The sequence below is a fragment of the Pontibacter pudoricolor genome, assembly GCF_010092985.1.
Taxonomy (GTDB): Bacteria; Bacteroidota; Bacteroidia; order Cytophagales; family Hymenobacteraceae; genus Pontibacter; species Pontibacter pudoricolor.
The window spans coordinates 2,584,974-2,605,300 of record NZ_CP048106.1; the positions used below are offsets into that span (position 1 = coordinate 2,584,974).

Genomic DNA, 20,327 nt, shown 5'->3' on the forward strand with positions numbered 1-20,327 from the left:
ATTTCGGTACTATAGTTTAAAATAAATAGTCTTTCAGCAGAATAGCACCACCTGTCAGTACCATATTCAGTATTGCCAGCGGAATTAATATCTGCCAGCCCAATTTCATTAGTTGGTCGTAACGGAAGCGCGGAAGCGTCCAGCGAACCCACATAAAGAAGAAAATAAAGGCAAAAATCTTGGCAAACATTACAGCTACACCAACCATAGTTACCACGTTATTGGCCAGCACCGGATCGCTGATAGCTGAACGCAGGTTCTCCATGAACGGGAAGTTGTAAGCACCAAAATATAGTGTTGACATTACCGCCGATACTACAAAGATGTTGATATATTCCGCAAACAGGTACATACCCAGCTTCATCGAGCCATACTCGGTGTGGTAACCACCTATAAGTTCCGCTTCAGATTCCGGTAAGTCGAATGGCGTACGGTTTGTTTCAGCAAATGCGCACACCAGGAAAATGATAAAGCCAAGCGGCTGGTACCAGATGTTCCAGTTAAAGCCCTGCTGCTGCTCCGCGATCTCTCTCAACGAAAGTGAACCTGTCATCATCAGCACCGCGATCAGCGAAAGACCCATGGCCAGTTCGTAGCTAATGTTCTGCGATGCTGCACGAATGGCGCCCAGCAGCGAGAACTTGTTATTCGAAGCCCAACCACCAATCATCAGGCCATACACACCCAGCGATACAATGCCAAAAACATACAGCACCCCGATGTTAACATCGATAGCCTGAAGCCATATTTCACGGCCACCAACTATAAGCATGTCGCCGAACGGAATAACCGCGCTCGACATAGTAGCTACCAGCATGGCAATACCCGGACCGATAATGAACAGTGCTTTGTTCGCTTTGGCAGGTATAAATTCTTCTTTAAAGAACAGTTTACCGGCATCGGCAAGCGGCTGCAGCAACCCGAAAGGTCCTGCACGGTTCGGGCCCACACGATCTTGGATAAAGGCTGCTATTTTACGCTCAAAGTAAGTTGAATAGGTAGCGATCAGTAGAGTGATACCGAAAATTACCAGGATAAAAATCCCTTTATATATTAGGTCTACAGACTCCATGTTTATTCCTGTGGCAGGTTTTTCTTGGTAGAACTTGGTAAGTTAGGCACGATAGGCACATTCAGTACCGGCAGCTCGTAATGGTTGGCCGAAATTACAGAATTGCGCTCAATATGACGCGGCCCTTCAATGGTCCAGTCCTTTGTTTCTTTCTTATCGAAGCGGCAGGTGTTACAGATAAACTCTTCTACTTCGTTATACTGGTCCTTGCGGGCTGTTACGCGCAACACTTCCTCGCCACGTGTCCAGAGCGTTACTTTACCGGAGCAGGTCGGGCAGTCGCGGTGTGCATCCATTGGCTTTGTAAACCAAACACGGTTCTTAAAGCGCCAGGTCTTATCTGTAAGCGCACCTACAGGGCACACATCAATCACGTTACCAGAGAAATCGTTATCAATCACGTTCTCAATATACGTTCCGATCTCAGCAGCATCGCCACGGCCTAAAACGCCATGCACACGGTTAGCCGTGATCTGATCAGCAGTATACACGCAACGGTAGCACAGAATACAGCGTGTCATGTGCAGCTGTATGTAAGGGCCCAGGTCTATCTTGTTAAATTTACGGCGCTCTTCTTCGTAACGCGTAGCACTTACACCATGCTCGTAAGAAAGGTCCTGCAGATCGCACTCACCGGCCTGGTCGCAGATAGGACAATCCAGCGGGTGGTTGATCAACAGCATTTCCACGATGCCTTTACGGGCATTCAGAACATCTTCGTTGGTCGTATTCTCTACCACCATGCCATCCTGCACCGGCGTAATGCACGACGCTACCAGTTTTGGCATAGGGCGTGGGTCTTTGGCAGAACCCTGCGTTACTTTTACAAGGCACACACGGCACTTACCGCCACTGCCTTTTAATGGAGTATAGTAACACATGGCAGGCGGCACTACACTGCCACCAATTTTTCTGGCGGCCTGCAGGATGGTAGTTCCATCTTCTACCTCTACTTCAATGCCATCGAACGTTATTTTAGCCATTATTTCTATGTTCGTTTTTCGTGGTTCATGAGATTGCAGAACTACGAATTATAATTTACTTTTTATACTATACCAGCAACACTGGTTTTCACTTCAGCTTTTCCTAATTTGAAACCGCTTTCAGGCCAACTATAGATGCAATAAGTGTTGTTATAAAGAACAGTCTCCAGAACTCAGCAGGTTCTTTAAAGAAGAATATCCCCATAAGCACAGTGCCAACTGCTCCAATTCCTGTCCAGACAGCATAAGCCGTTCCGATCGGCAATACCTGGGTTGCTTTTACAAGCAAGAACATGCTTATCGAAAGACAAACCAGGAACCCAACATACCAGTAGGTTGCCGTAACTCCCGTGGACTCTTTGGCTTTTCCCAGGCAGGACGCAAATCCTACTTCAAACAGCCCGGCAATAATTAACAGGATCCAGTTCATGTTCTTCTTTGCTCTTGCCCCATAGCTTCCAGCATTATCCTGAAAGTCAGTGGATAGGCTCGTTCCTTAAGCTATAGTTTCAGCTAACTGGCCTCTGTATACAGCTCCTGGCAATATTGCCTCTTTCGGATGCTTAATGTGCCACTCAAACTCGTCGCGGAAGTGACGGATCGCACTTGCCACCGGCCATGCTGCTGCATCGCCTAGCGGGCAAATGGTATTACCTTCAATCTGCTTGGCTACACTTACCAACAGGTCTATGTCCTGCTGATGGCCGTGACCATGCTCGATGCGGTGCAATACTTTTTCCATCCAGCCAGTACCTTCACGGCAAGGGCTGCACTGTCCACACGACTCATGATGATAGAATCTGGCATAGTTCCAGGTATTGCGCACAATACACTGGTCTTCATCGAAAACGATGAATGCACCGGAACCCAGCATCGAACCACTCACAAAACCACCGTCAGATAACGATTCGTAAGTCATCAGGCGGTCTTCGCCGGCAGCCGTTTTAGTTATCAGGTTAGCAGGCAGGATCGGAACAGAAGAACCACCCGGCACAACGGCCTTCAGTTGCTTGCCTTTCCAGATACCACCGCAGTATTCGTCAGAGTAAATGAATTCTTCTACCGGAACACCCAGTTCGATTTCGTAAACACCAGGCTTATTGATGTTACCGCTGCATGAGAATAACTTCGTACCTGTACTTCTACCGATACCGATCTTTGCATACTCTGCACCACCGTTGTTCACGATCCACGGCACAGACGCAATAGATTCCACGTTATTCACCACCGTTGGCGAAGCAAACAAACCTTTCACAGCCGGGAATGGCGGCTTGTTACGTGGGTTACCACGCTTACCTTCCAACGATTCCAGCAGAGCAGTTTCTTCACCGCAGATATAAGCACCACCACCCGGAGCCACATGCAGGTCCAGGTCGTAGCCAGAACCCAATATGTTTTTACCAAGCAAACCGGCAGCATACGCCTCAGCAATCGCTTTCTCCAGGATGCGCAGCACAAACATCAACTCACCACGGATATAGATATAAGATGTGTTCGCCCCCAGCGCGTAGCTCGACGTGATCATACCTTCTATCAGGGAGTGTGGCGTTTTCTCCATGAAGTAGCGGTCCTTGAAGGTTCCAGGCTCCGACTCATCGGCGTTGCAAACCAGGTAACGCGGAACACCTTCAGGCTTAGCCAAAAAACTCCACTTCATACCAGTCGGGAAGCCGGCACCACCACGACCACGCAGGCCTGATGTTTTTACTTCTTCCACCACCTCGTCGGGAGACATCGTTTTCAGGGCTTTCTCTACCGAGCGGTAGCCGCCATGCTTACGATATACTTCCAGGGTCTCGATGCCTGGTACGTTTATATGTTCAGTTAATATTTTAATTCCCATTGTTACAGGATATATAGCTTGGCAGTTACTCTATAGTTTGCTGCCTGATTATACTTTATTGTTATATGACAAAGGATTTTTTTGACAAAGGACAAGAGAAAAAACTTATCACAAGTCCTTTGTCTTATGTCAAATAGTCTTTTGTCTATTGTGCCTGATGATAAGGTGTTTCTACCTCGGTGTTGCGCATTGTTTCCAGAAACTGATCCAGCTTTTCTTCTGAATCGATGTTCTCATAAAACTTCTCGCGAACCTGCAGCATCGGGCCTGTTCCGCACGAGGCAAGGCATTCTACAGGCTTCAGGGTGAACATACCGTCAGCAGTTGTCTCACCTTCTTCTATGTTCAGCTTCTCCTTTAGCATATCGATCACCTGGTCGGCGCCACGCAGGCAGCAAGGACCTGTACGGCACACTTCCAGCACATGCTTGCCAACCGGTTTCAGGTTGAACATGGTGTAGAACGTAGCCACTTCGTAAACTTCGATGGGCTGTATGTTCAGGATTTCGGCAATTTTATCCATCGCCTGCGGGCTCAGCCAGCCACCAAATTCTGCCTGTGCCACGTGCATGATAGGTAGAATAGCGGATTTCTGACGTCCTTCCGGGTAATGGCTGATGTAGCGCTGGATCTCGGCCATGCCTGCATCAGAAAACTTTACTTCGTTTATAGTCTCTGCCATTTTATAGTTGTCATCGGCTGTTTCAGGCAACCAATGTTAAATGGTAATAAAATCTAAATATTAAGCGTCGAGCTCACCGGCAATTACGTTCAGGCTACTCAGCGTGAGGATAGCATCCGCCAGCTGACCACCTTTTATCATCTCGGTATAAGCTTGGTAATAAATAAAGCAAGGACGACGGAAATGCAGACGATACGGCGTACGGCCACCATCTGAAATAATGTAGAAGCCTAGTTCACCGTTACCACCCTCTACGGAGTGATACACTTCGCCAACCGGAGCATCAATCTCACCCATCACAATTTTAAAGTGATAGATAAGGGCTTCCATGTTGCGGTATACTTCCTGCTTTGGAGGTAAATAGTAATGTGGTGCATCAGCGTGGTAAGAGCCTTCCGGCAGGTTTTTGTATGCCTGCTCAATGATCTTTAAGCTTTCCCAAACTTCCGCGTTACGCACCAGGAATCTGTCGTACGTGTCACCTTTAGAACCTACCGGTATTTCGAAATCGAAATCTTCATAAGAAGAATATGGATTCATAACGCGCACGTCATAATCCACACCGGTAGCACGCAGGTTAGGGCCGGTAAAGCCATAGCTCAACGCACGTTCCGCTGATATAGCACCAACGTCTGTTGTTCTGTCGATGAAGATACGGTTACGGGTAAGCATTTTCTCGAACTCTGCCCATACTTTCGGGAAGCGCTTGAGGAACTCACCGATCAGGTGTAATGCTTTAGGAGAAAGGTCGCGTTCCATACCACCGATACGACCCATGTTCGTAGTCAGGCGGGCACCGCAAACTTCTTCGTAAATGTCGTAGATGTTCTCACGCTCCTGCATCACATACAGGAAGCCGGTAAACGCACCAGAGTCCACACCCAGAATAGAGTTACAGATCAAATGGTCCGAAATACGCGCAAGCTCCATCATGATCACGCGAATGTACTGCGCACGCTTCGGGATCTCGATGCCTAACAGCTTCTCAACCGACATATGGTAACCCATGTTGTTGATTGGAGACGAGCAGTAGTTCATGCGGTCGGTAAGCGGCGTGATCTGGTAGAACGGACGGCGTTCTGCGATCTTCTCGAAAGCACGGTGTATGTAGCCGATCGTCGGAACAGCGTCCACAATCACCTCACCGTTCATCTGCAGGATGTTCTGGAAAATACCATGCGTAGCCGGGTGCGTTGGCCCCAGGTTAAGCGTGGTTAAGTTCTCGTTATGTTTATCTTGTAGTTTCAGATCCAGGTTCTCGCGAAACTGCTCTAATCCATCAAGTTCAACTGTCTTAGTTTCAGTAGCCATAATATGCTTCTAAAGTATAGCCGCCAACTATAAACTGGCAGCAAAACCGGCTTAACGGCCGAAAAATGTATTTACCTTATCTTCTCGTGTCTGATCTTCCAGCGGGTACTGCTTCAGCATCGGGTGGTACTCCATATCCTCCACATTCAGGATGCGGATCAGGTTCGGATGACCGGCGAATACAATACCATAAAAGTCGTAGGCTTCGCGCTCCATCCAGTTGGCAGCAGCGTAAAGGTCCGTCAGGGTAGGCATTACCGGGTCCGAGATCGGGAAGTATACTTTAATGCGCAAGCGGTAATTATGACGCAAGCTATGCAACTGATACATCATGCAAAGCTCCTTGTCTTTCTGCTCCGGATAATGCACACCGCACATCGTAGTCAGGAAACTGATCTGCAGTTCCTTGTCGTCGCGCAGGTACTTTATCAGCTCATGAATGGTCTGGCGGTTTGTCTGGAACGTCATGATCCCATCCGGATTCATTGCATCCGTGATGTTCTCTTCGCCAAACTGTTCTATGATCTTACCGAGTACGTTTTCGTTCGTAAGCTCCATGATGCTTATTTAATATTGTAAGATTCCAAAAGAGCCTGATACTCCGGTGAGTTGCGGCGGCGGAGTGATTCGTTTTTAGCTAAATCCTGCACACGCATCAAACCATCCAGTATCTGCTCCGGGCGTGGCGGACAACCAGGCACGTACACATCCACAGGCACTACACGGTCAATGCCCTGTAGTACAGAATATGTATCAAAAATACCACCTGACGTAGCACAGGCACCAACAGCTACTACCCAGCGCGGCTCAGACATCTGCTCGTATACCTGCTTTACAACAGGCCCCATTTTCTTAGCTATAGTTCCCATAACCAGCAGGATATCTGCCTGACGTGGCGAGAAGCTTGGTCGCTCAGAACCGAAACGTGAAATATCGTAATGCGCGCCCATGGTAGCCATGAATTCGATACCGCAGCACGAGGTAGCAAAAGGCAACGGCCAGAGCGAGTTCGCACGGGCCAGACCAATTACTTTCTCAAACGATGTAGCAAAAAAACCCGCGCCGGTATAACCTTCCGGGGCTTCTGCCATTTTAATATCTTTATTAGAATCGCTCATTTCAGAGTTGAATTTTGTTGTACGAAAAGGCTTTTCAGGGCCTCTTGCTCTAACAATAATGTTCTTGTAATAGTTTAATCTATTCCCACTTCAAAATACCCTTCTTCAGCACGTAGAAGAAGCCGGACATCAGCAAACCAAGGAATAAAAGCATCTGCAGGAAACCTTCCACACCAAACTCTCTGAAATTGACCGCCCAAGGGTACATAAAGATGATTTCCACATCAAAAAGCACGAAAAGGATGGCCGTCATGAAGTACTTGTAAGATATTGGCGTACGCGCATCACCTACTGACTCGATACCACTTTCCCAGGCAGCATCTTTAACAGCACTGCTGCGCTTAGGGCCAAGCATGTGTGTTGCCACCAATGCAAAAATCACAAAGCCAATGGCCGCTGCAAATTGTATCAGAATCGGCAGGTAGTCAGACGGTAAGTACTGATTCACAGTAGTTTCCATAAAGTTGTAATTCTTTCTTGAAATTTAGGAGCAAAATTAGGGATAAATAGCCAACAATCAAAAGTATAAGTTGACTGGAAATTGGTGTGAAAAGCATGATTTATCTCACTTTTCACAGCAGTGTAATTTATCTAAATGCAAATATAATAAAACAAAGGGCCGCACTTTTTAGAGTACGGCCCTTTATCTAAACTATAGATTTATTATTTATTCTCGCCCAAGAAAGGGTAACGGTAATCTACCGGCGGCACAAATGTTTCTTTGATAGAACGGGCTGATACCCAACGCAGCAGGTTCAGCATAGAGCCAGCTTTGTCGTTCGTACCGGAGGCACGCGCGCCACCAAACGGCTGCTGCCCAACAACGGCTCCTGTCGGTTTGTCGTTGATATAGAAGTTACCGGCAGCCTGATCTAACTTTTTCGTAGCGTATTCTGCTGCGTAGCGGTCCTGGCTGAAAATTGCACCGGTAAGTGCGTAAGGCGAAGTCGAGTTAACCAGTTCTATAGTTTCTTCGAAGTTATTTTCGTCATACACATAGATCGAGATAACCGGCCCGAAAATCTCTTCGCACATGGTAACATAAGTCGGGTTATGCGACAGCAGCACCGTCGGCTCTATAAAGTAACCTTTTGACTTGTCGTAACCGCCACCTGCAATGATCTCTACTTCGTTGCTGTTTTTCGCATTATCAATATACTTGGCAATCTTGTCAAAAGACTTCTCATCGATCACGGCGTTAATGAAGTTGCTGAAATCTTCCGGAGCACCCATTTTAAAGGTTTTCAGGTCTTCGATGATATAGCCTTTTACTTCATCCCACAGGTTGCTTGGGATGTAGGCACGCGACGCAGCAGAGCATTTCTGGCCCTGGTACTCGAATGCACCACGAACGATACCTGTAGCCAGTGCTTTGGCATCGGCAGAGCGGTGGGCAAGTATAAAGTCTTTACCACCTGTTTCGCCAACTATACGCGGGTACGTTTTGTACTTATGGATGTTGGTACCAATCGTTTTCCAGATGTTCTGGAATACGCCTGTGCTACCTGTAAAGTGGATACCTGCAAAATCAGCGTGGTTAAAGATAACATCACCGGCAGTCGGGCCATCTACATAAACCAGGTTAATAACACCATCCGGCAGGCCAGCTTCGCGGAACAATTCCATGATCACCTGAGCAGCATAGATCTGTGTATTAGCAGGCTTCCAAACCACTACGTTACCCATCATGGCAACCGAAGCAGGCAGGTTACCGGCAATAGCTGTAAAGTTGAATGGCGTTAAGGCAAACACAAAACCTTCCAGCGGGCGGTGCTCCATGCGGTTCCAAACGCCCGGAGAAGATTCCGGCTGCATCTGGTAAATCTCCGTCATGTACTGCACGTTAAAGCGCAGGAAGTCGATCAGTTCACAGGCAGAATCAATCTCCGCCTGGTAAGCATTTTTAGACTGCCCCAGCATAGTAGCGGCATTCAATCTTGCTCTCCAGGGACCAGCCAATAATTCGGCAGCTTTTAAGAAAATAGATGCGCGGTGCTCCCAGCCCATGTTTGCCCAGTCTTCACGCGCAGCAAGTGCAGCATTAATAGCCTGTTCCACGTGTGTTGCATCGCCTTCGCTGAAATGCCCCAGTATGTGCTTGTGATCATGCGGCTGAAGCATCGGCTTCTTTTTATCGGTATAAACTTTGTCGCCACCAATGTACATCGGCACATCGATCTCTTTCGACTTCAGTTCTTTATAAGTGCGCTGCAGTTCTTCGCGCTCCGGCGAGCCCGGTGCATAAGACTTTACAGGTTCGTTTATGGGTGTTGGTACTTTAAAAAATCCGGTTGCCATGTAGTTTATAGTTAAGGATTTAAAATATTCTTCTGATGGTTTTTATAACCATGGTGCAAAGGTAAGGCTATTTCTGCAAATAATCTTGTTCGTTGTCGGGTTTAACCTTGTAAGGCAGTTCGTGCCAGCATCTTCCCGTGATTTAACAGTTTCTCAGAGGATTTGTTAGTTGCTATAGTTGGTTTATAGCTGGGTTAGTTGATGTGTTATAGTCTATAGATGGCTCTTGTCATTCCGGTCTAAGCCTGGGGATCTTATGTGCCTTATGGTTTCTCTTTTGTCATTTCGACGTTAGGAGAAATCTGAGTGCTATAGTTTGATAGTTTCCTCTTTGAACCAAGCCTTTTCTTCTATAGTTACTTCTAATCCTGGGAGCTCTAGCCTATTTATTGTTCTATAGTTTCCTTTGGTGCCCTCACGGCCGGGAGGCCCCGTCTTCGGGCATCGCGCTGCTGCTTTCTTGCTACCCTCATTCCTCGGGTTGCCTGACGGCACCGCAACAAATCAAAGGCGCTCAACCCAAAGACTGTGATCAGATCGATAGCTATAGTTGCTATAGTTTGAAAGGCTATAGTTGCATCGCCTTATCGTGGTTATAGTTCCGTAGGGACAGGTAAACCTGTCCTGTCCGTGGATGGACTGTAACTATAGCTAATTCAGATTTCTCCCGCTGGTCGAAATGACAGTTGGGCAAGTAGCAGAAAGCCTCCCTCAGAAGAGGGCAGGGCCGATCCCATTAAATTCAACCTCTTTAATGCCCCTACCCTTGAGGGGACTACGGGAGTGTAAATCAGCAACTATAGCACGATAATTCAAACTATAACTATAGCCGAAATTCCCCTCCCGGGAGGGGCAGGGGTGGGTTAAAACCGAAACTATAAAATGATAGCCTCAACTATAGCGACAGCTCGAAAGCTCCTTCCCCTGTTTTTAGGGGAAGGCTGGGATGGGGTAAAACTATAGAACTATAGCCTTAACAATATAGCCTATCTTCCTTCAACCAAGATCCTTTCAGGGTGACAAAAAATAGGGAGTAGTTGCAGCCCCCGCCTTAGGCTATCGGGAAACAACTTCGAAGGCAGCGAGTGTAGACCTGAGGAGATGACGGGGTGGTTGGACCACCGCAACTATAAAACTATAGCTGCAACTATGGCAATACCCTTTCTCCTAAAAATCGCTTAAATCTCACTTAATCCCGGTTCAGACTTGAAACAAAAACAGCCAGCTCATTTCTGAACCAGCTGTCTCTGCATCAATAAGTATCTTAAAATCTTTGTTCTAACGAGCTTCTTCCAGTGTAACCTTTGCCCATTTACAAATACCTCCGAGCGGCGGGTTATACTTGTATACACTCACCTTCACCGACTGCACAAACGGAAACTTGTCATAAACCTTGTCGATGATGCGGATGCCGAGATGCTCCAGTAACCTTGCGGGAGTTCTCATTTCTTCCAGCACCAGCGCATAAAGCACTTCATAGTTTACTGTTTCATGCAAATCATCTGTTTCGGCGGCGCGGCGCAGGTCAGTATTTATCGTCAGGTCAATGCCGTACTTGTTTCCGATCTTCTGCTCTTCGTCGTAAAACCCATGAAAGGCAAAGAATTCCATGCCCTCCAGTGCGATCTGCCCCATTCCCGCTTAGCCTATCTCGTCGAAGAAAGAACCGTTCTGCTTAACAGCTGCTCCGTTAGTAGCATAAGCATTACGCGATGGCTCTGTCATAGGTGGCTGTATTTCAGGCTTGTCCGGCTGAACCGGTTTAATTTCAGGTACAGGCTTCTCAATATCCGGAGCTGGCACACGACCCGGGTAGTCCGGCTTTATAGGCTCAACTTCAGGCGAAGGCACATTAGGCATTGGCGTTACCGGGTTCGGGATTTCAGGGTGCGGTTGGGTTACGTCTGGTGCCGGGTCGCCAAGTGGATTATATTCTTTGCCGTTATTTTGTACTGCAATCGGTGCATTAGCTGCAGTAGAAGCAGGTATCTGCTGCTGTATCGTTTCGGTTGTGATGTCCATATCTTTCAAGGTTTTCAGCAGCTCTGTGTTATCTATGTTAACATTAGCCGCTCTTGAAAGCATACTGTTTACTGAACTCTTTGGTTTAGCTTTTGTGCGTTCAACTTTATCCAGCGCATCATTCGCAAGGTTTTTCAGATCACGAACAAGGGTATCCAAATAGCCTTCCATACGCTGGTATTCCTGCTCCAGGCTCTTCACTTCTTCCTGCATTTCTGCTACCATTTTCTCGGTCTGGCGGCCGGCATCTTCCAATACCTGGCGTGCCTGGTTGCGGGCTTTGTTTAAGAGCTCGTTTGCCTGAAGCTCTGCTTCGCGGGCACGCAGTTCAGCTGACTTAGTAGCCTGCTCTAAAATATTGTTCCCGGTATCTTCGGCAGTTTTAAGCGTTTTATATAGCGATGATTCCACTTCGCGCAGCTTCTGGGTTTCGCGGTTGGCGGCGTCCAGCTTCATGCGGAGGTCTTTATTTTCATCCATCATTTTCTCCCACTGCTGCGACAGCGTAAGCAAAAATGCGTTTACTTCATCCTTGTCCAGTCCTCTGAAAGCCTTCTCAAACGTTTTCTGCCTGATATCTAACGGTGTAATCTTCATAATGCATCAAAATTTATATCCCAAACCGAAATGGTGCGGTCATCGCTACACGAAACTAACTGATTCTTGTGAGCCGACCAAAATAATTTATTAACCGATGTGCCGTGGCTTGCATTCCGAACTTTATCGATCACTTTCAACAACTTAAAGGTTTCGGCATCCCAGACCTTCACCGATTTGTCCATGCTGCAGGTGGCAAAGTAGCGGCCATCAGGGCTATAGACGATGTTGTTGATCGTATACATGTGCGCGATCACGTAGCCACGCTCCTTATAGTTGTTCTGTGCTTCCCAAACTCTAAGGTGCGCATCACGACCACCCGTTAACAGCAGTTCGCCATCCGGTGAGTAAACTATAGTAAACACCGAGTTGGTATGGTTCTGCAGCTCATAATTCAAATCCATTGTGGAGGCATCAAAAATGCGTACGGTGTGGTCGCTGTAGCCGGCTGCCAGCTCGTTGGTTTTAGCATTGTAAGCCAGGCTGCGCACACTTTTTTCTGATTTCCGAACTATAGTTTCCAGCTCAAAAGTATCGGCAGCAACTATAGCAATTCCACCGTTTTTCAGGCCCACATAAACTTTATTCAGCTCAGCCACATAAGCTATATCAAAAATTGGCACTTTGGGCAGCGGCACCGATTTAACTATAGTTTTCTGTTTTACATCGATCACGTGCAGGCCTTCATTGTTCTGGCCAACCAACAGCAGGTCTCGGTCCGGTATGTATTTGATGGCGTAAACAGAGCTTTCGGTACGGGCAATCAGTTCGCCCTGCTCAGGGTCGTTAAAATCCCAGCGCACGATCATGCCATCGCCTGCGGCAGAATAAAAATGCGTTTCGCTACCAGATTGCTCTAAACTATAAACACAGTCGCGATGACCGGTCAGGGTGGCTATTTTCTGTACTTGTACTTTGCTCGCCATTTGTGAAATCAGCGTAAGTTAAATTTTACCTAAATTTACGATTTACCCGGCAGCCCTACAAAAAGCACCGGCTTTACTTTACTTATGCCCCTACTCTTTACCCGCCAGCTAAACGAGCATACTGTACTTGGTGCGTGGTCTATAACAGAACGCGCCGATGCGCTTTTGCTTGCCCTGCCCTCCGGAATTTCCCCGGAACTGATGCTGGAGCAGGCTCACCCGAGGCGGCAGGCAGAGTGGCTGGCCAGCCGTGTGCTGATTTATAGCTTGCTGCAACAGTTTACTTCGGATACACCTATAGTTCTGCGCAATGAAAATGGCAAACCGGTATTTGAGCAGGCACCTTACTTTGTATCGATCAGCCATTCGCCGGGGTTGGCTGCAGTTATAGTTTCTGATAAATTTGAAGTTGGCATAGATGTTGAATTACTAAGCCCGAAGGCGCTGCGCGTGGCTCACAAGTTTTTAAGCGAAGACGAGAAGAACTTTACTTGTAACGAAGCTGACAAGACCTGTTTATACTGGAGCGCCAAAGAAACATTGTATAAAATGTATAGCCAACGTAAACTGTTCTTTAAAGAGAACTTATTGCTACAACCCGATCCTGAAACAGATAATTTGCTGTGGGGGCGTGTGCAGACCGATAATTTTTCTAAATTGTATCAGGTACACTACGAGGTTTTACAGCAACACATACTTACTTATTGCATCGATAATTCTACTAACGAACTATAAACATGAAATTTTTAGCAACTCTTGCCGCTGTTTTTTTGCTTACGGTGAGCGCATTTGCCCAAAACAGCAGTTACCAACTAGGTGACAAGGTCGCAGACTTTACGCTGCAGGGTGTGGGCAACACACAGGTATCGCTGAGCGACTTTGCAAACAGCAAAACTGTGGTACTGGTTTTTACGAACAACACCTGCCCGTATGCCAAATTATACGAGAACCGCCTGCTAACTTTATCTGGTGCGTATGCCAGCAAAGGTGTCCAGTTCATTTTCGTTAACCCGGGCGTAGGCCTCGGTGAGGGTAGTGAAACGCTGGAAGATATGGCCGCTAAGAACTATAGATTCCCCTACCTGGCCGATGAAGGGCAAAAAGTGAGCTCCCGTTTTGGCGCCACTAAAACACCTGAGGCATTTGTACTCCACAACACAGGCGACAGCTTTATATTAAAGTACAAAGGAGCTATTGACGATAACCCACAGGTAGAAAGCGGCGCGAAAAACCCCTATCTTAAAAACGTGATAGATGAGGTATTGGCCAACCGCGCTGTAACTATAGCCGACAAACGCGCCACCGGTTGTCTGATCAGGAAGTATTAAACTATAGTTTAAACTATAAACACAAAAGCCGCTCTTATATTTTAGGAGCGGCTTTTGTGTTTATGAATTTTTAGTTTGGCTATGAATTGCTTTTAAGAAATACGGAAGAGCAGTTAGCAGATTTAAAGTATCAAATCAGGAACGCGACGCGAGCGAGTGCACTATGGCTATCCTTATTTTCTGCAGGTTACAAAATAGAATCTGAGCGGTGGTTTGCCAGGCATATTCTTCATTGGCTCCTCAATTTCGGTAAAGTCAACCAATCCAAACTTGCCGAATTCCTGTTTAACCGCATCTTCATCATAGAAGTACATCTGCACACCTTCAAAAATCTCGAAACGGTTTCTGCTTAACTGCCTGCCTGAGCCATAGTTTGGAGACTTAGTGGACACTGCCACAAAAACCATCCAACCGCCTGGTCTTAGCTGCTTATAGCAATCGTCTAAGAGCTTTTGTCTTTCTTCTTGATCAAGCAAATGGATTAGGGCATAACAGAAAATGCCATCATACAGCACGTCGTCAAAAGGCATATCCGTAACCGAACCATGATAAATTTTCAGATCCGATCCGTAATGTGCTTTTGCCAGGTCGATGGCCGTTTGGGAGATTTCAATACCGGTCACATTCATCCCGTTCTCGCGAAACAACTGTGCATTTCTGCCATACCCGAATCCGGGAACCAGGATATTCTGGAGCTGCTTTTCTTTAAAAAGGTTGTTTGCAACTATAGCTGATTCTGATGGCTCGAACCCCCACATAGCCTGCTTCTCCATAAAACTTGCTTCCCAGAATTCTGCCATGATCTATATTTATTAAGTATAGTTGGGTCTTCTTTACTACAGAACTTAGAGTTACTAATAAAAACAACAGCAAGTGTACTAATCCTGTTTATTGTGTCTGTTCTTAAAGTAGATAATTCCGATAATTAATATTCCTAACATCAAATAAATACACCCTATTGAATTAGTAGTACTCACAGGGATATTATGTCCCGAAGCTGTAAGCAACAGCCAAAACAAAGAATTTAGTATCACTAACAGAACAAGAAGCACCAATAAAATATTTAGAGCTATTTTCATCAAGTCCTTCTACTAAATAGCTGGATCATCGTCCGTGATGGCGGTGAGCAGTTTGGTTACTTCGGTGGCTTTTTCCAGGTCTTTCATTTTCTCGAAGGAGAAGGCCAGGTTGCGAAGGGCACGTTTTACGATTTCCAGGTTAGAAGTAGGCTCGTAGAAAATATCAACCGGGTTCAGGTTCAGCTGCAGAATATAGTTGTCGATATCGGCTTTGGAAAGAATGAGCCCTTTGTTGTAGACGTTGATGTAGAACTGCACTCCGTCCATTTTATAGGTAAGTATAAACAGGTTCGGCAGGTTTACACCGAAAACCGGAAAGCCCAGCCGCTGCGCAATAACCATATAAATAACGCAAAGCGTAAGCGGATTACCCCGTTTTGTCTCCAGGGCCAGGTGCAACATAGAATTGGCCGGCGAATGGAAATTTTTTGTATTGGCTGTAAACTTCTTTTCCCGGAACAACACATTATTCAAAGACTTCACCTGGTCATAGGGGTGCATGTCGTCCCGCATGTTGGCCCAGACATCAAAGTACAACTGGTCCATTGTTTTGGAGATGGAACCAAAGTCTACATCCGGGTACATGTAAGCGTTTACCAGCCACATCCCTTTCAGCAGATCGGTAGCACCTTCCTCTTTCCACTCCTGCAAACGGCGCAGCAGGCCATTAAACTGCATATCATGGATAAGGTCCTCTATCTTTTTCTGCAGATCGGTGTTCAGCGTTTCTTCCCACTCCTCCTCCAGTAATGGGATAGCACCTTCGCCTAATGAAATAATTTTCTTCTCCACATGCTGCGCTACCTCATAATCCGAATCATCCAACAGCGAGATAAGCGCCTTTATTTCCTTCTTTGTCAAGCTAATGAGTAATTATTAATGAGTAATGAATACTTAATGATTAATTAATAATGAGTAATGACTGATTTTTAATGAGTAAGCTAATGGTCTTATTATTCATTCGTAATTACTCATTAATCATTCCTGAGTTTAGCTTCTAATTCTTCCAGATGACCTTAATATCGAGAAAAGGATTTTACTTATTTCGACATAAGCAGAATGCATCGTATCAAATGTTATTTGGTCTATGTAAGCAGTCGCATGTAATAACCGCAACCAGTAGCTGGTTTCCTGCGCCTCTTTATATGCTATACTTATCTTAGCTGAGAAATCTGCAGTTGATATACCACCAATAGCTTCTTCTACATTAGCGCCTATAGATGTTCCGCTTCGCATCAGTTGTTTTGAAAGTATAAACTCCCGTTTCTCTTCAGCTAATTTGTTACACAACAACACAATTTGTACTGCAAAGTCAAAAGACTTACTTTGAATTATATTTTCTTTCTTTTCCATCCCCGATGTATTGAATTTCAACTTCAATACATATCATCAACATTTGGTTCAAAAGAAATTATTCATTCATCATTATTCATTATTAATTAAACTATCACGTCTGAATCACGCCTACGTTGTATGGTCTTTCAATTGGGGCGTGGTTGGCAGCTTCTATTCCCATAGATATCACTTTACGTGTTTCCAGTGGATCAATGATACCATCTACCCATAAACGAGCGGCCGCGTAATAAGGTGACAGTTCTTCGTTATACTTTGCTTTAATGCGCTCCAGTAATTCCTGCTCTGCTTCCGGGGTAATTTCTTCTCCTTTTGCCTTTAATGCGGATACCTGGATCTGCAGAAGCGTATTGGCTGCGGCCGCGCCGCTCATAACAGCCAATTGCGCTGTAGGCCATGAGTAGATCAAACGTGGATCGTAAGCTTTACCGCACATCGCGTAATTACCCGCGCCATAGCTGTTACCTATCAGTATCGTTATTTTAGGAACTACAGAGTTAGCCATGGCATTCACCATTTTAGCGCCATCTTTTATAATGCCGCCGTGCTCGGCCTTGCTACCAACCATAAACCCGGATACGTCCTGCAAAAACACCAGCGGAATTTTCTTCTGGTTGCAGTTCATGATAAAGCGTGCTGCCTTGTCTGCTGAGTCGGAGTAGATTACACCCCCCATCTGCATTTCGCCTTTCTTGCTCTTTACTATTTTGCGCTGGTTGGCAACTATACCAACTGCCCAGCCATCAATGCGACCTAACCCGCAGATCAGCGACTGGCCGTATAGTTCTTTGTATGGCTCAAATTCAGAGTTATCCACCAAACGGTTGATGATGTCCATCATGTCGTAAGGCTTAGTGCGGTCAGAAGGAAGTATGCCGTAAATTTCCTGTTCGTCCAGCTTCGGAGCAGCTGGCTCTACACGACTAAAGCCGGCTTTCGGGTTATCGCCCAACTTATCGAAAATAGTGCGGATATGATCCAGCGCTTCTTTGTCGTCTTTACATTTATAGTCTGTAACCCCGGAAATCTCGCAATGCGTAGTTGCACCGCCAAGTGTTTCGTTATCAATCGTTTCACCAATGGCAGATTTAACCAGGTAAGAACCACCCAGAAACACAGAACCTGTACCTTCCACTATCAAAGCTTCGTCGCTCATAATAGGCAAATACGCGCCACCAGCCACACAGCTACCCATAATAGCCGCGATCTGCACAATGCCCATCGAGCTCATAACAGCGTTGTTGCGGAACATGCGGCCAAAGTGCTCTTTATCCGGGAAAATCTCGTTTTGCATTGGCAAAAACACGCCGGCACTATCCACCAGGTAAACTATAGGCAGTTTATTTTCGATGGATATTTCCTGGGCACGCAGGTTTTTCTTGGCTGTGATCGGGAACCAGGCTCCGGCTTTAACAGTGGCATCGTTGGCAACTATAACGCACTGCCGTCCTTTTATATACCCAATACCAGTTACTACACCACCGCTCGGGCATCCACCTACTTCGGGGTACATGCCGTCGCCGGCAAACGCACCTACTTCCAGAAACTCCGAGCCTTCATCAATCAGGTAAGCGATGCGCTCGCGGGCTGTCATTTTGCCTTTTTCATGCTCTTTGGCAATGCGCTTTTCGCCACCACCCAGGTATACTTTCTTTAGTTTGGATTTAAGCTGATAAGTAAGCTGTTTTAAGGAGTCTTCGTTTTTGTTAAATTCGATATCCATGAAAGGTAGGGTTGTATTTAGGGACTTACAAAGAAAAATCCGCCCAAAAGCGGATTTCACAAATATACAATTTTATATAGCCTTATTTCACTTTTGTTGTGTCTGGTTTCAGCGGAATCTTAAGGGTATCCGGTACAGGTTTTCTGAACTCATCCGGGTTCTCATCCTGCATCTCTTTTACTTCTTCCAAAGTTATTACACGGCCGGTTGCATCTATTTTATACTTGTCTTTTCTGCCGATCAGCGAGAACTGGACATAGCGTTTCGGATAAGCCTGTATGTCGCGCAAAAGCATATTTAATGCCTCCGTAGAACGTGTCATGTTCTGGTAAAGCGCATCGTCGTTCATCAGTTTACCCATTGAGCCCTCGTTAGAGTTAAGCTTGGCAACTGTTTGCTGCATCTCTACCACTGCTTTATTAGCGTTATCAACCAGTTTGTTAACTTCAGCCTGCTTCAGCGTATCCGTTATTTCGGCCATGTTCAGGGCAATACGATCTATGTGGCGCTGTGTCTGTAACAAGGATGACATCAGCCTGTTGGTGTTGGCTGTAATTTCGTTTATATTTTTCTGGTTGGCGCGCAGCATCTGGTTCAGAGCTTCAGTAGATGCCTGCGTATTGGCCAGTATAAGCTGGAGATTCTGCTTTGCTTCGCTGTCGAGGAGGCGGTTTACGCGGGCAAGGGTAGTATCAACTTTGTCAATTACCGGTACTGCTTTGGTTGTCAGCATATCGGCAATGCTTTTTTCGTTATAAGCAATAAGGCGCTCGCCACCTTTATAAATCTTTTTGCTGTTGCCCAGGTAAAGTATGATAGCCTTGCTGCCTAAAAGGTCAGAACTGGCAAGCGCTGCTATAGTTGAATCTCCCACCTGTATATCACCCTGAACCTCGATCTCAACAAGTATATTGTTATGTTCTTTCGGCAGGAGTTTCATTTTCTGCACAGAACCAACCTGCACGCCGTTCAGCATGACAGGATTTGAAGCTGTAAGGCCGTCCACGTTACTATATACTATCTGGAAGGTCCTGGTATCAGAGAACAGGTCTGCCCCTTTCAGGAACATAAACCCGAAGTATAGGATTACAAGTGCTACAATACCGAGCAGCGCTACTTTTATTTCTTTAGATATTTTCACAAAGGGTTTTTAAGTGCTGTATTAGTTCATGGCTTCCAGCTCTTTTTTATAATCCTTGAAAGCACGATATATACCTGATGCCATATACGATTGGCCGGTCTTATCGTTAAGAAATTTTTCTTCGGTAGGATTTGTAAGGAAACCGCACTCTATCAGCACGCTTGGCATATAGGATTTCCAGAGCACCAGGAAGCCTGCCTGCTTTACGCCGCGGCTGTGCCTGCCTACTCTCATTTTAAACTCATTCTCTACTTTCTGGGCAAAGCGCAGGCTGTTATCCATGTACGCACTCTGGTGCAGGGTAAACAGAATATGGCTTTGCGGAGAGTTAGGATCAAAGCCACCATAGTTCTCTTTATAGTTGTCTTCGTGCAGGATTACGGAGTTTTCGCGCTTGGCAACATCCAGGTTGCCTTTAGACGTATGAAGACCCATCGCATAGGTTTCGGTACCATAAGCCGCAGCAGGGCCTGAGTTCAGGTGAATAGAAATAAAAAGATCAGCGTTGTTTTTGTTAGCGACACCGGCCCGGTCTATCAACTCAACAAAAGTGTCGGTTTTGCGGGTATAAACTACTTTTACGTCCGGGATATTTTTCTCGATCAGGCTACCTACCTGTAAGGCAAGGCTTAACGCCACATCTGCCTCATGGGAGTTCCTGCCGTTACACCCTATGTCTTTACCTCCGTGGCCGGCGTCTATTACCACTGTGCGAACTTTGTAGTCTTTGCGGTACTCCAGTTTATTGGATGAAAGCAAGAAGAATACCAGGGCTAAAACTGAAATAGTAACAATATTTCTCACAACGCTCGTTAGTTAAAAGTTAAACAATAACTTTGTACAAATTAAAT

General features: G+C 46.1%; 21 protein-coding genes. 2 read left to right on the forward strand and 19 right to left on the reverse strand.

Features of this window, described 5'->3' with window-relative positions:
• Positions 1-16 precede the first annotated feature (16 nt).
• The 13 genes from nuoH to GSQ66_RS11080 form a co-directional block, all read right to left on the reverse strand.
• The gene (nuoH, locus tag GSQ66_RS11020; protein WP_162427519.1) at positions 17-1,072 is read right to left on the reverse strand and encodes an NADH-quinone oxidoreductase subunit NuoH; all 1,056 of its coding nucleotides are present in this window, start codon (positions 1,070-1,072) and stop codon (positions 17-19) included.
• Positions 1,073-1,074: 2 nt separating this feature from the next.
• Positions 1,075-2,055 (reverse strand): 2Fe-2S iron-sulfur cluster-binding protein, encoded by a 981-nt coding sequence (locus tag GSQ66_RS11025; RefSeq protein ID WP_162427520.1) that lies wholly within the window; start codon positions 2,053-2,055, stop codon positions 1,075-1,077.
• Between the two features lie 103 nt (positions 2,056-2,158).
• The gene (locus GSQ66_RS11030; protein WP_162427521.1) at positions 2,159-2,485 is read right to left on the reverse strand and encodes a DMT family transporter; all 327 of its coding nucleotides are present in this window, start codon (positions 2,483-2,485) and stop codon (positions 2,159-2,161) included.
• A 66-nt stretch (positions 2,486-2,551) separates the two neighbouring features.
• Positions 2,552-3,898, reverse strand: coding sequence for an NADH-quinone oxidoreductase subunit NuoF (gene nuoF, locus GSQ66_RS11035; protein WP_162427522.1), 1,347 nt, complete (start codon positions 3,896-3,898; stop codon positions 2,552-2,554).
• Positions 3,899-4,043: 145 nt separating this feature from the next.
• Positions 4,044-4,580 (reverse strand): NADH-quinone oxidoreductase subunit NuoE family protein, encoded by a 537-nt coding sequence (locus GSQ66_RS11040; RefSeq protein ID WP_162429024.1) that lies wholly within the window; start codon positions 4,578-4,580, stop codon positions 4,044-4,046.
• Between the two features lie 60 nt (positions 4,581-4,640).
• Positions 4,641-5,891: an NADH dehydrogenase (quinone) subunit D gene (gene nuoD, locus GSQ66_RS11045; protein ID WP_162427523.1), complete on the reverse strand. Its 1,251-nt coding sequence runs from the start codon at positions 5,889-5,891 to the stop codon at positions 4,641-4,643.
• A 51-nt stretch (positions 5,892-5,942) separates the two neighbouring features.
• The gene (locus GSQ66_RS11050; RefSeq protein WP_162427524.1) at positions 5,943-6,449 is read right to left on the reverse strand and encodes an NADH-quinone oxidoreductase subunit C; all 507 of its coding nucleotides are present in this window, start codon (positions 6,447-6,449) and stop codon (positions 5,943-5,945) included.
• A gap of 5 nt (positions 6,450-6,454) precedes the next feature.
• On the reverse strand, positions 6,455-7,009 hold the full coding sequence (locus GSQ66_RS11055; protein ID WP_162427525.1) for an NADH-quinone oxidoreductase subunit B: 555 nt from the start codon (positions 7,007-7,009) through the stop codon (positions 6,455-6,457).
• A gap of 79 nt (positions 7,010-7,088) precedes the next feature.
• A complete protein-coding gene (locus GSQ66_RS11060) occupies positions 7,089-7,469 on the reverse strand; it encodes an NADH-quinone oxidoreductase subunit A (RefSeq protein ID WP_162427526.1) in 381 nt (126 codons plus the stop codon).
• Between the two features lie 203 nt (positions 7,470-7,672).
• Positions 7,673-9,307, reverse strand: a complete 1,635-nt coding sequence (gene pruA / locus GSQ66_RS11065; RefSeq protein ID WP_162427527.1) for an L-glutamate gamma-semialdehyde dehydrogenase — start codon at positions 9,305-9,307, stop codon at positions 7,673-7,675.
• Between the two features lie 1,278 nt (positions 9,308-10,585).
• Positions 10,586-10,942, reverse strand: a complete 357-nt coding sequence (gene folB / locus GSQ66_RS11070; RefSeq protein ID WP_162427528.1) for a dihydroneopterin aldolase — start codon at positions 10,940-10,942, stop codon at positions 10,586-10,588.
• Positions 10,943-10,948: 6 nt separating this feature from the next.
• A complete protein-coding gene (locus tag GSQ66_RS11075) occupies positions 10,949-11,926 on the reverse strand; it encodes a DivIVA domain-containing protein (RefSeq protein ID WP_162427529.1) in 978 nt (325 codons plus the stop codon).
• Positions 11,923-12,852 (reverse strand): WD40 repeat domain-containing protein, encoded by a 930-nt coding sequence (locus tag GSQ66_RS11080; protein WP_162427530.1) that lies wholly within the window; start codon positions 12,850-12,852, stop codon positions 11,923-11,925. The genes GSQ66_RS11075 and GSQ66_RS11080 overlap by 4 nt, the downstream gene beginning before the upstream one ends.
• An 84-nt stretch (positions 12,853-12,936) precedes the next feature.
• Here GSQ66_RS11080 and GSQ66_RS11085 point away from each other — a divergent pair, with 84 nt between their 5' ends.
• A complete protein-coding gene (locus tag GSQ66_RS11085) occupies positions 12,937-13,587 on the forward strand; it encodes a 4'-phosphopantetheinyl transferase superfamily protein (protein ID WP_162427531.1) in 651 nt (216 codons plus the stop codon).
• Between the two features lie 2 nt (positions 13,588-13,589).
• Complete coding sequence (locus GSQ66_RS11090) at positions 13,590-14,180, forward strand: thioredoxin family protein (protein WP_162427532.1); 591 nt, start codon at positions 13,590-13,592, stop codon at positions 14,178-14,180.
• Positions 14,181-14,353: 173 nt separating this feature from the next.
• Here GSQ66_RS11090 and GSQ66_RS11095 read toward each other — a convergent pair whose 3' ends face one another.
• From GSQ66_RS11095 to GSQ66_RS11120, 6 genes are all read right to left on the reverse strand, one after another.
• The gene (locus GSQ66_RS11095) at positions 14,354-14,980 is read right to left on the reverse strand and encodes a class I SAM-dependent methyltransferase (protein WP_162427533.1); all 627 of its coding nucleotides are present in this window, start codon (positions 14,978-14,980) and stop codon (positions 14,354-14,356) included.
• Between the two features lie 291 nt (positions 14,981-15,271).
• Positions 15,272-16,120 carry a transglutaminase-like domain-containing protein gene (locus GSQ66_RS11100; protein WP_162427534.1) on the reverse strand — a complete coding sequence of 283 codons (849 nt, stop codon included), beginning with the start codon at positions 16,118-16,120 and terminating at the stop codon, positions 15,272-15,274.
• 129 nt (positions 16,121-16,249) lie between these two features.
• Complete coding sequence (locus tag GSQ66_RS11105) at positions 16,250-16,612, reverse strand: four helix bundle protein (RefSeq protein WP_162427535.1); 363 nt, start codon at positions 16,610-16,612, stop codon at positions 16,250-16,252.
• Positions 16,613-16,706: 94 nt separating this feature from the next.
• The gene (locus tag GSQ66_RS11110) at positions 16,707-18,335 is read right to left on the reverse strand and encodes an acyl-CoA carboxylase subunit beta (RefSeq protein WP_162427536.1); all 1,629 of its coding nucleotides are present in this window, start codon (positions 18,333-18,335) and stop codon (positions 16,707-16,709) included.
• Positions 18,336-18,417: 82 nt separating this feature from the next.
• Positions 18,418-19,476: an MlaD family protein gene (locus GSQ66_RS11115; RefSeq protein ID WP_162427537.1), complete on the reverse strand. Its 1,059-nt coding sequence runs from the start codon at positions 19,474-19,476 to the stop codon at positions 18,418-18,420.
• A gap of 21 nt (positions 19,477-19,497) precedes the next feature.
• A complete protein-coding gene (locus GSQ66_RS11120; RefSeq protein ID WP_162427538.1) occupies positions 19,498-20,280 on the reverse strand; it encodes an N-acetylmuramoyl-L-alanine amidase family protein in 783 nt (260 codons plus the stop codon).
• Positions 20,281-20,327 lie beyond the last annotated feature (47 nt).

Coding starts and splice junctions, on each gene's coding strand:
- nuoH (WP_162427519.1), bottom strand. CDS start 1,072: ATGGAGTCTGTAGACCTAATATATAAAGGGATTTTTATCCTGGTAATT.
- GSQ66_RS11025 (WP_162427520.1), bottom strand. CDS start 2,055: ATGGCTAAAATAACGTTCGATGGCATTGAAGTAGAGGTAGAAGATGGA.
- GSQ66_RS11030 (WP_162427521.1), bottom strand. CDS start 2,485: ATGAACTGGATCCTGTTAATTATTGCCGGGCTGTTTGAAGTAGGATTT.
- nuoF (WP_162427522.1), bottom strand. CDS start 3,898: ATGGGAATTAAAATATTAACTGAACATATAAACGTACCAGGCATCGAG.
- GSQ66_RS11040 (WP_162429024.1), bottom strand. CDS start 4,580: ATGGCAGAGACTATAAACGAAGTAAAGTTTTCTGATGCAGGCATGGCC.
- nuoD (WP_162427523.1), bottom strand. CDS start 5,891: ATGGCTACTGAAACTAAGACAGTTGAACTTGATGGATTAGAGCAGTTT.
- GSQ66_RS11050 (WP_162427524.1), bottom strand. CDS start 6,449: ATGGAGCTTACGAACGAAAACGTACTCGGTAAGATCATAGAACAGTTT.
- GSQ66_RS11055 (WP_162427525.1), bottom strand. CDS start 7,009: ATGAGCGATTCTAATAAAGATATTAAAATGGCAGAAGCCCCGGAAGGT.
- GSQ66_RS11060 (WP_162427526.1), bottom strand. CDS start 7,469: ATGGAAACTACTGTGAATCAGTACTTACCGTCTGACTACCTGCCGATT.
- pruA (WP_162427527.1), bottom strand. CDS start 9,307: ATGGCAACCGGATTTTTTAAAGTACCAACACCCATAAACGAACCTGTA.
- folB (WP_162427528.1), bottom strand. CDS start 10,942: ATGGGGCAGATCGCACTGGAGGGCATGGAATTCTTTGCCTTTCATGGG.
- GSQ66_RS11075 (WP_162427529.1), bottom strand. CDS start 11,926: ATGAAGATTACACCGTTAGATATCAGGCAGAAAACGTTTGAGAAGGCT.
- GSQ66_RS11080 (WP_162427530.1), bottom strand. CDS start 12,852: ATGGCGAGCAAAGTACAAGTACAGAAAATAGCCACCCTGACCGGTCAT.
- GSQ66_RS11085 (WP_162427531.1), top strand. CDS start 12,937: ATGCCCCTACTCTTTACCCGCCAGCTAAACGAGCATACTGTACTTGGT.
- GSQ66_RS11090 (WP_162427532.1), top strand. CDS start 13,590: ATGAAATTTTTAGCAACTCTTGCCGCTGTTTTTTTGCTTACGGTGAGC.
- GSQ66_RS11095 (WP_162427533.1), bottom strand. CDS start 14,980: ATGGCAGAATTCTGGGAAGCAAGTTTTATGGAGAAGCAGGCTATGTGG.
- GSQ66_RS11105 (WP_162427535.1), bottom strand. CDS start 16,612: ATGGAAAAGAAAGAAAATATAATTCAAAGTAAGTCTTTTGACTTTGCA.
- GSQ66_RS11110 (WP_162427536.1), bottom strand. CDS start 18,335: ATGGATATCGAATTTAACAAAAACGAAGACTCCTTAAAACAGCTTACT.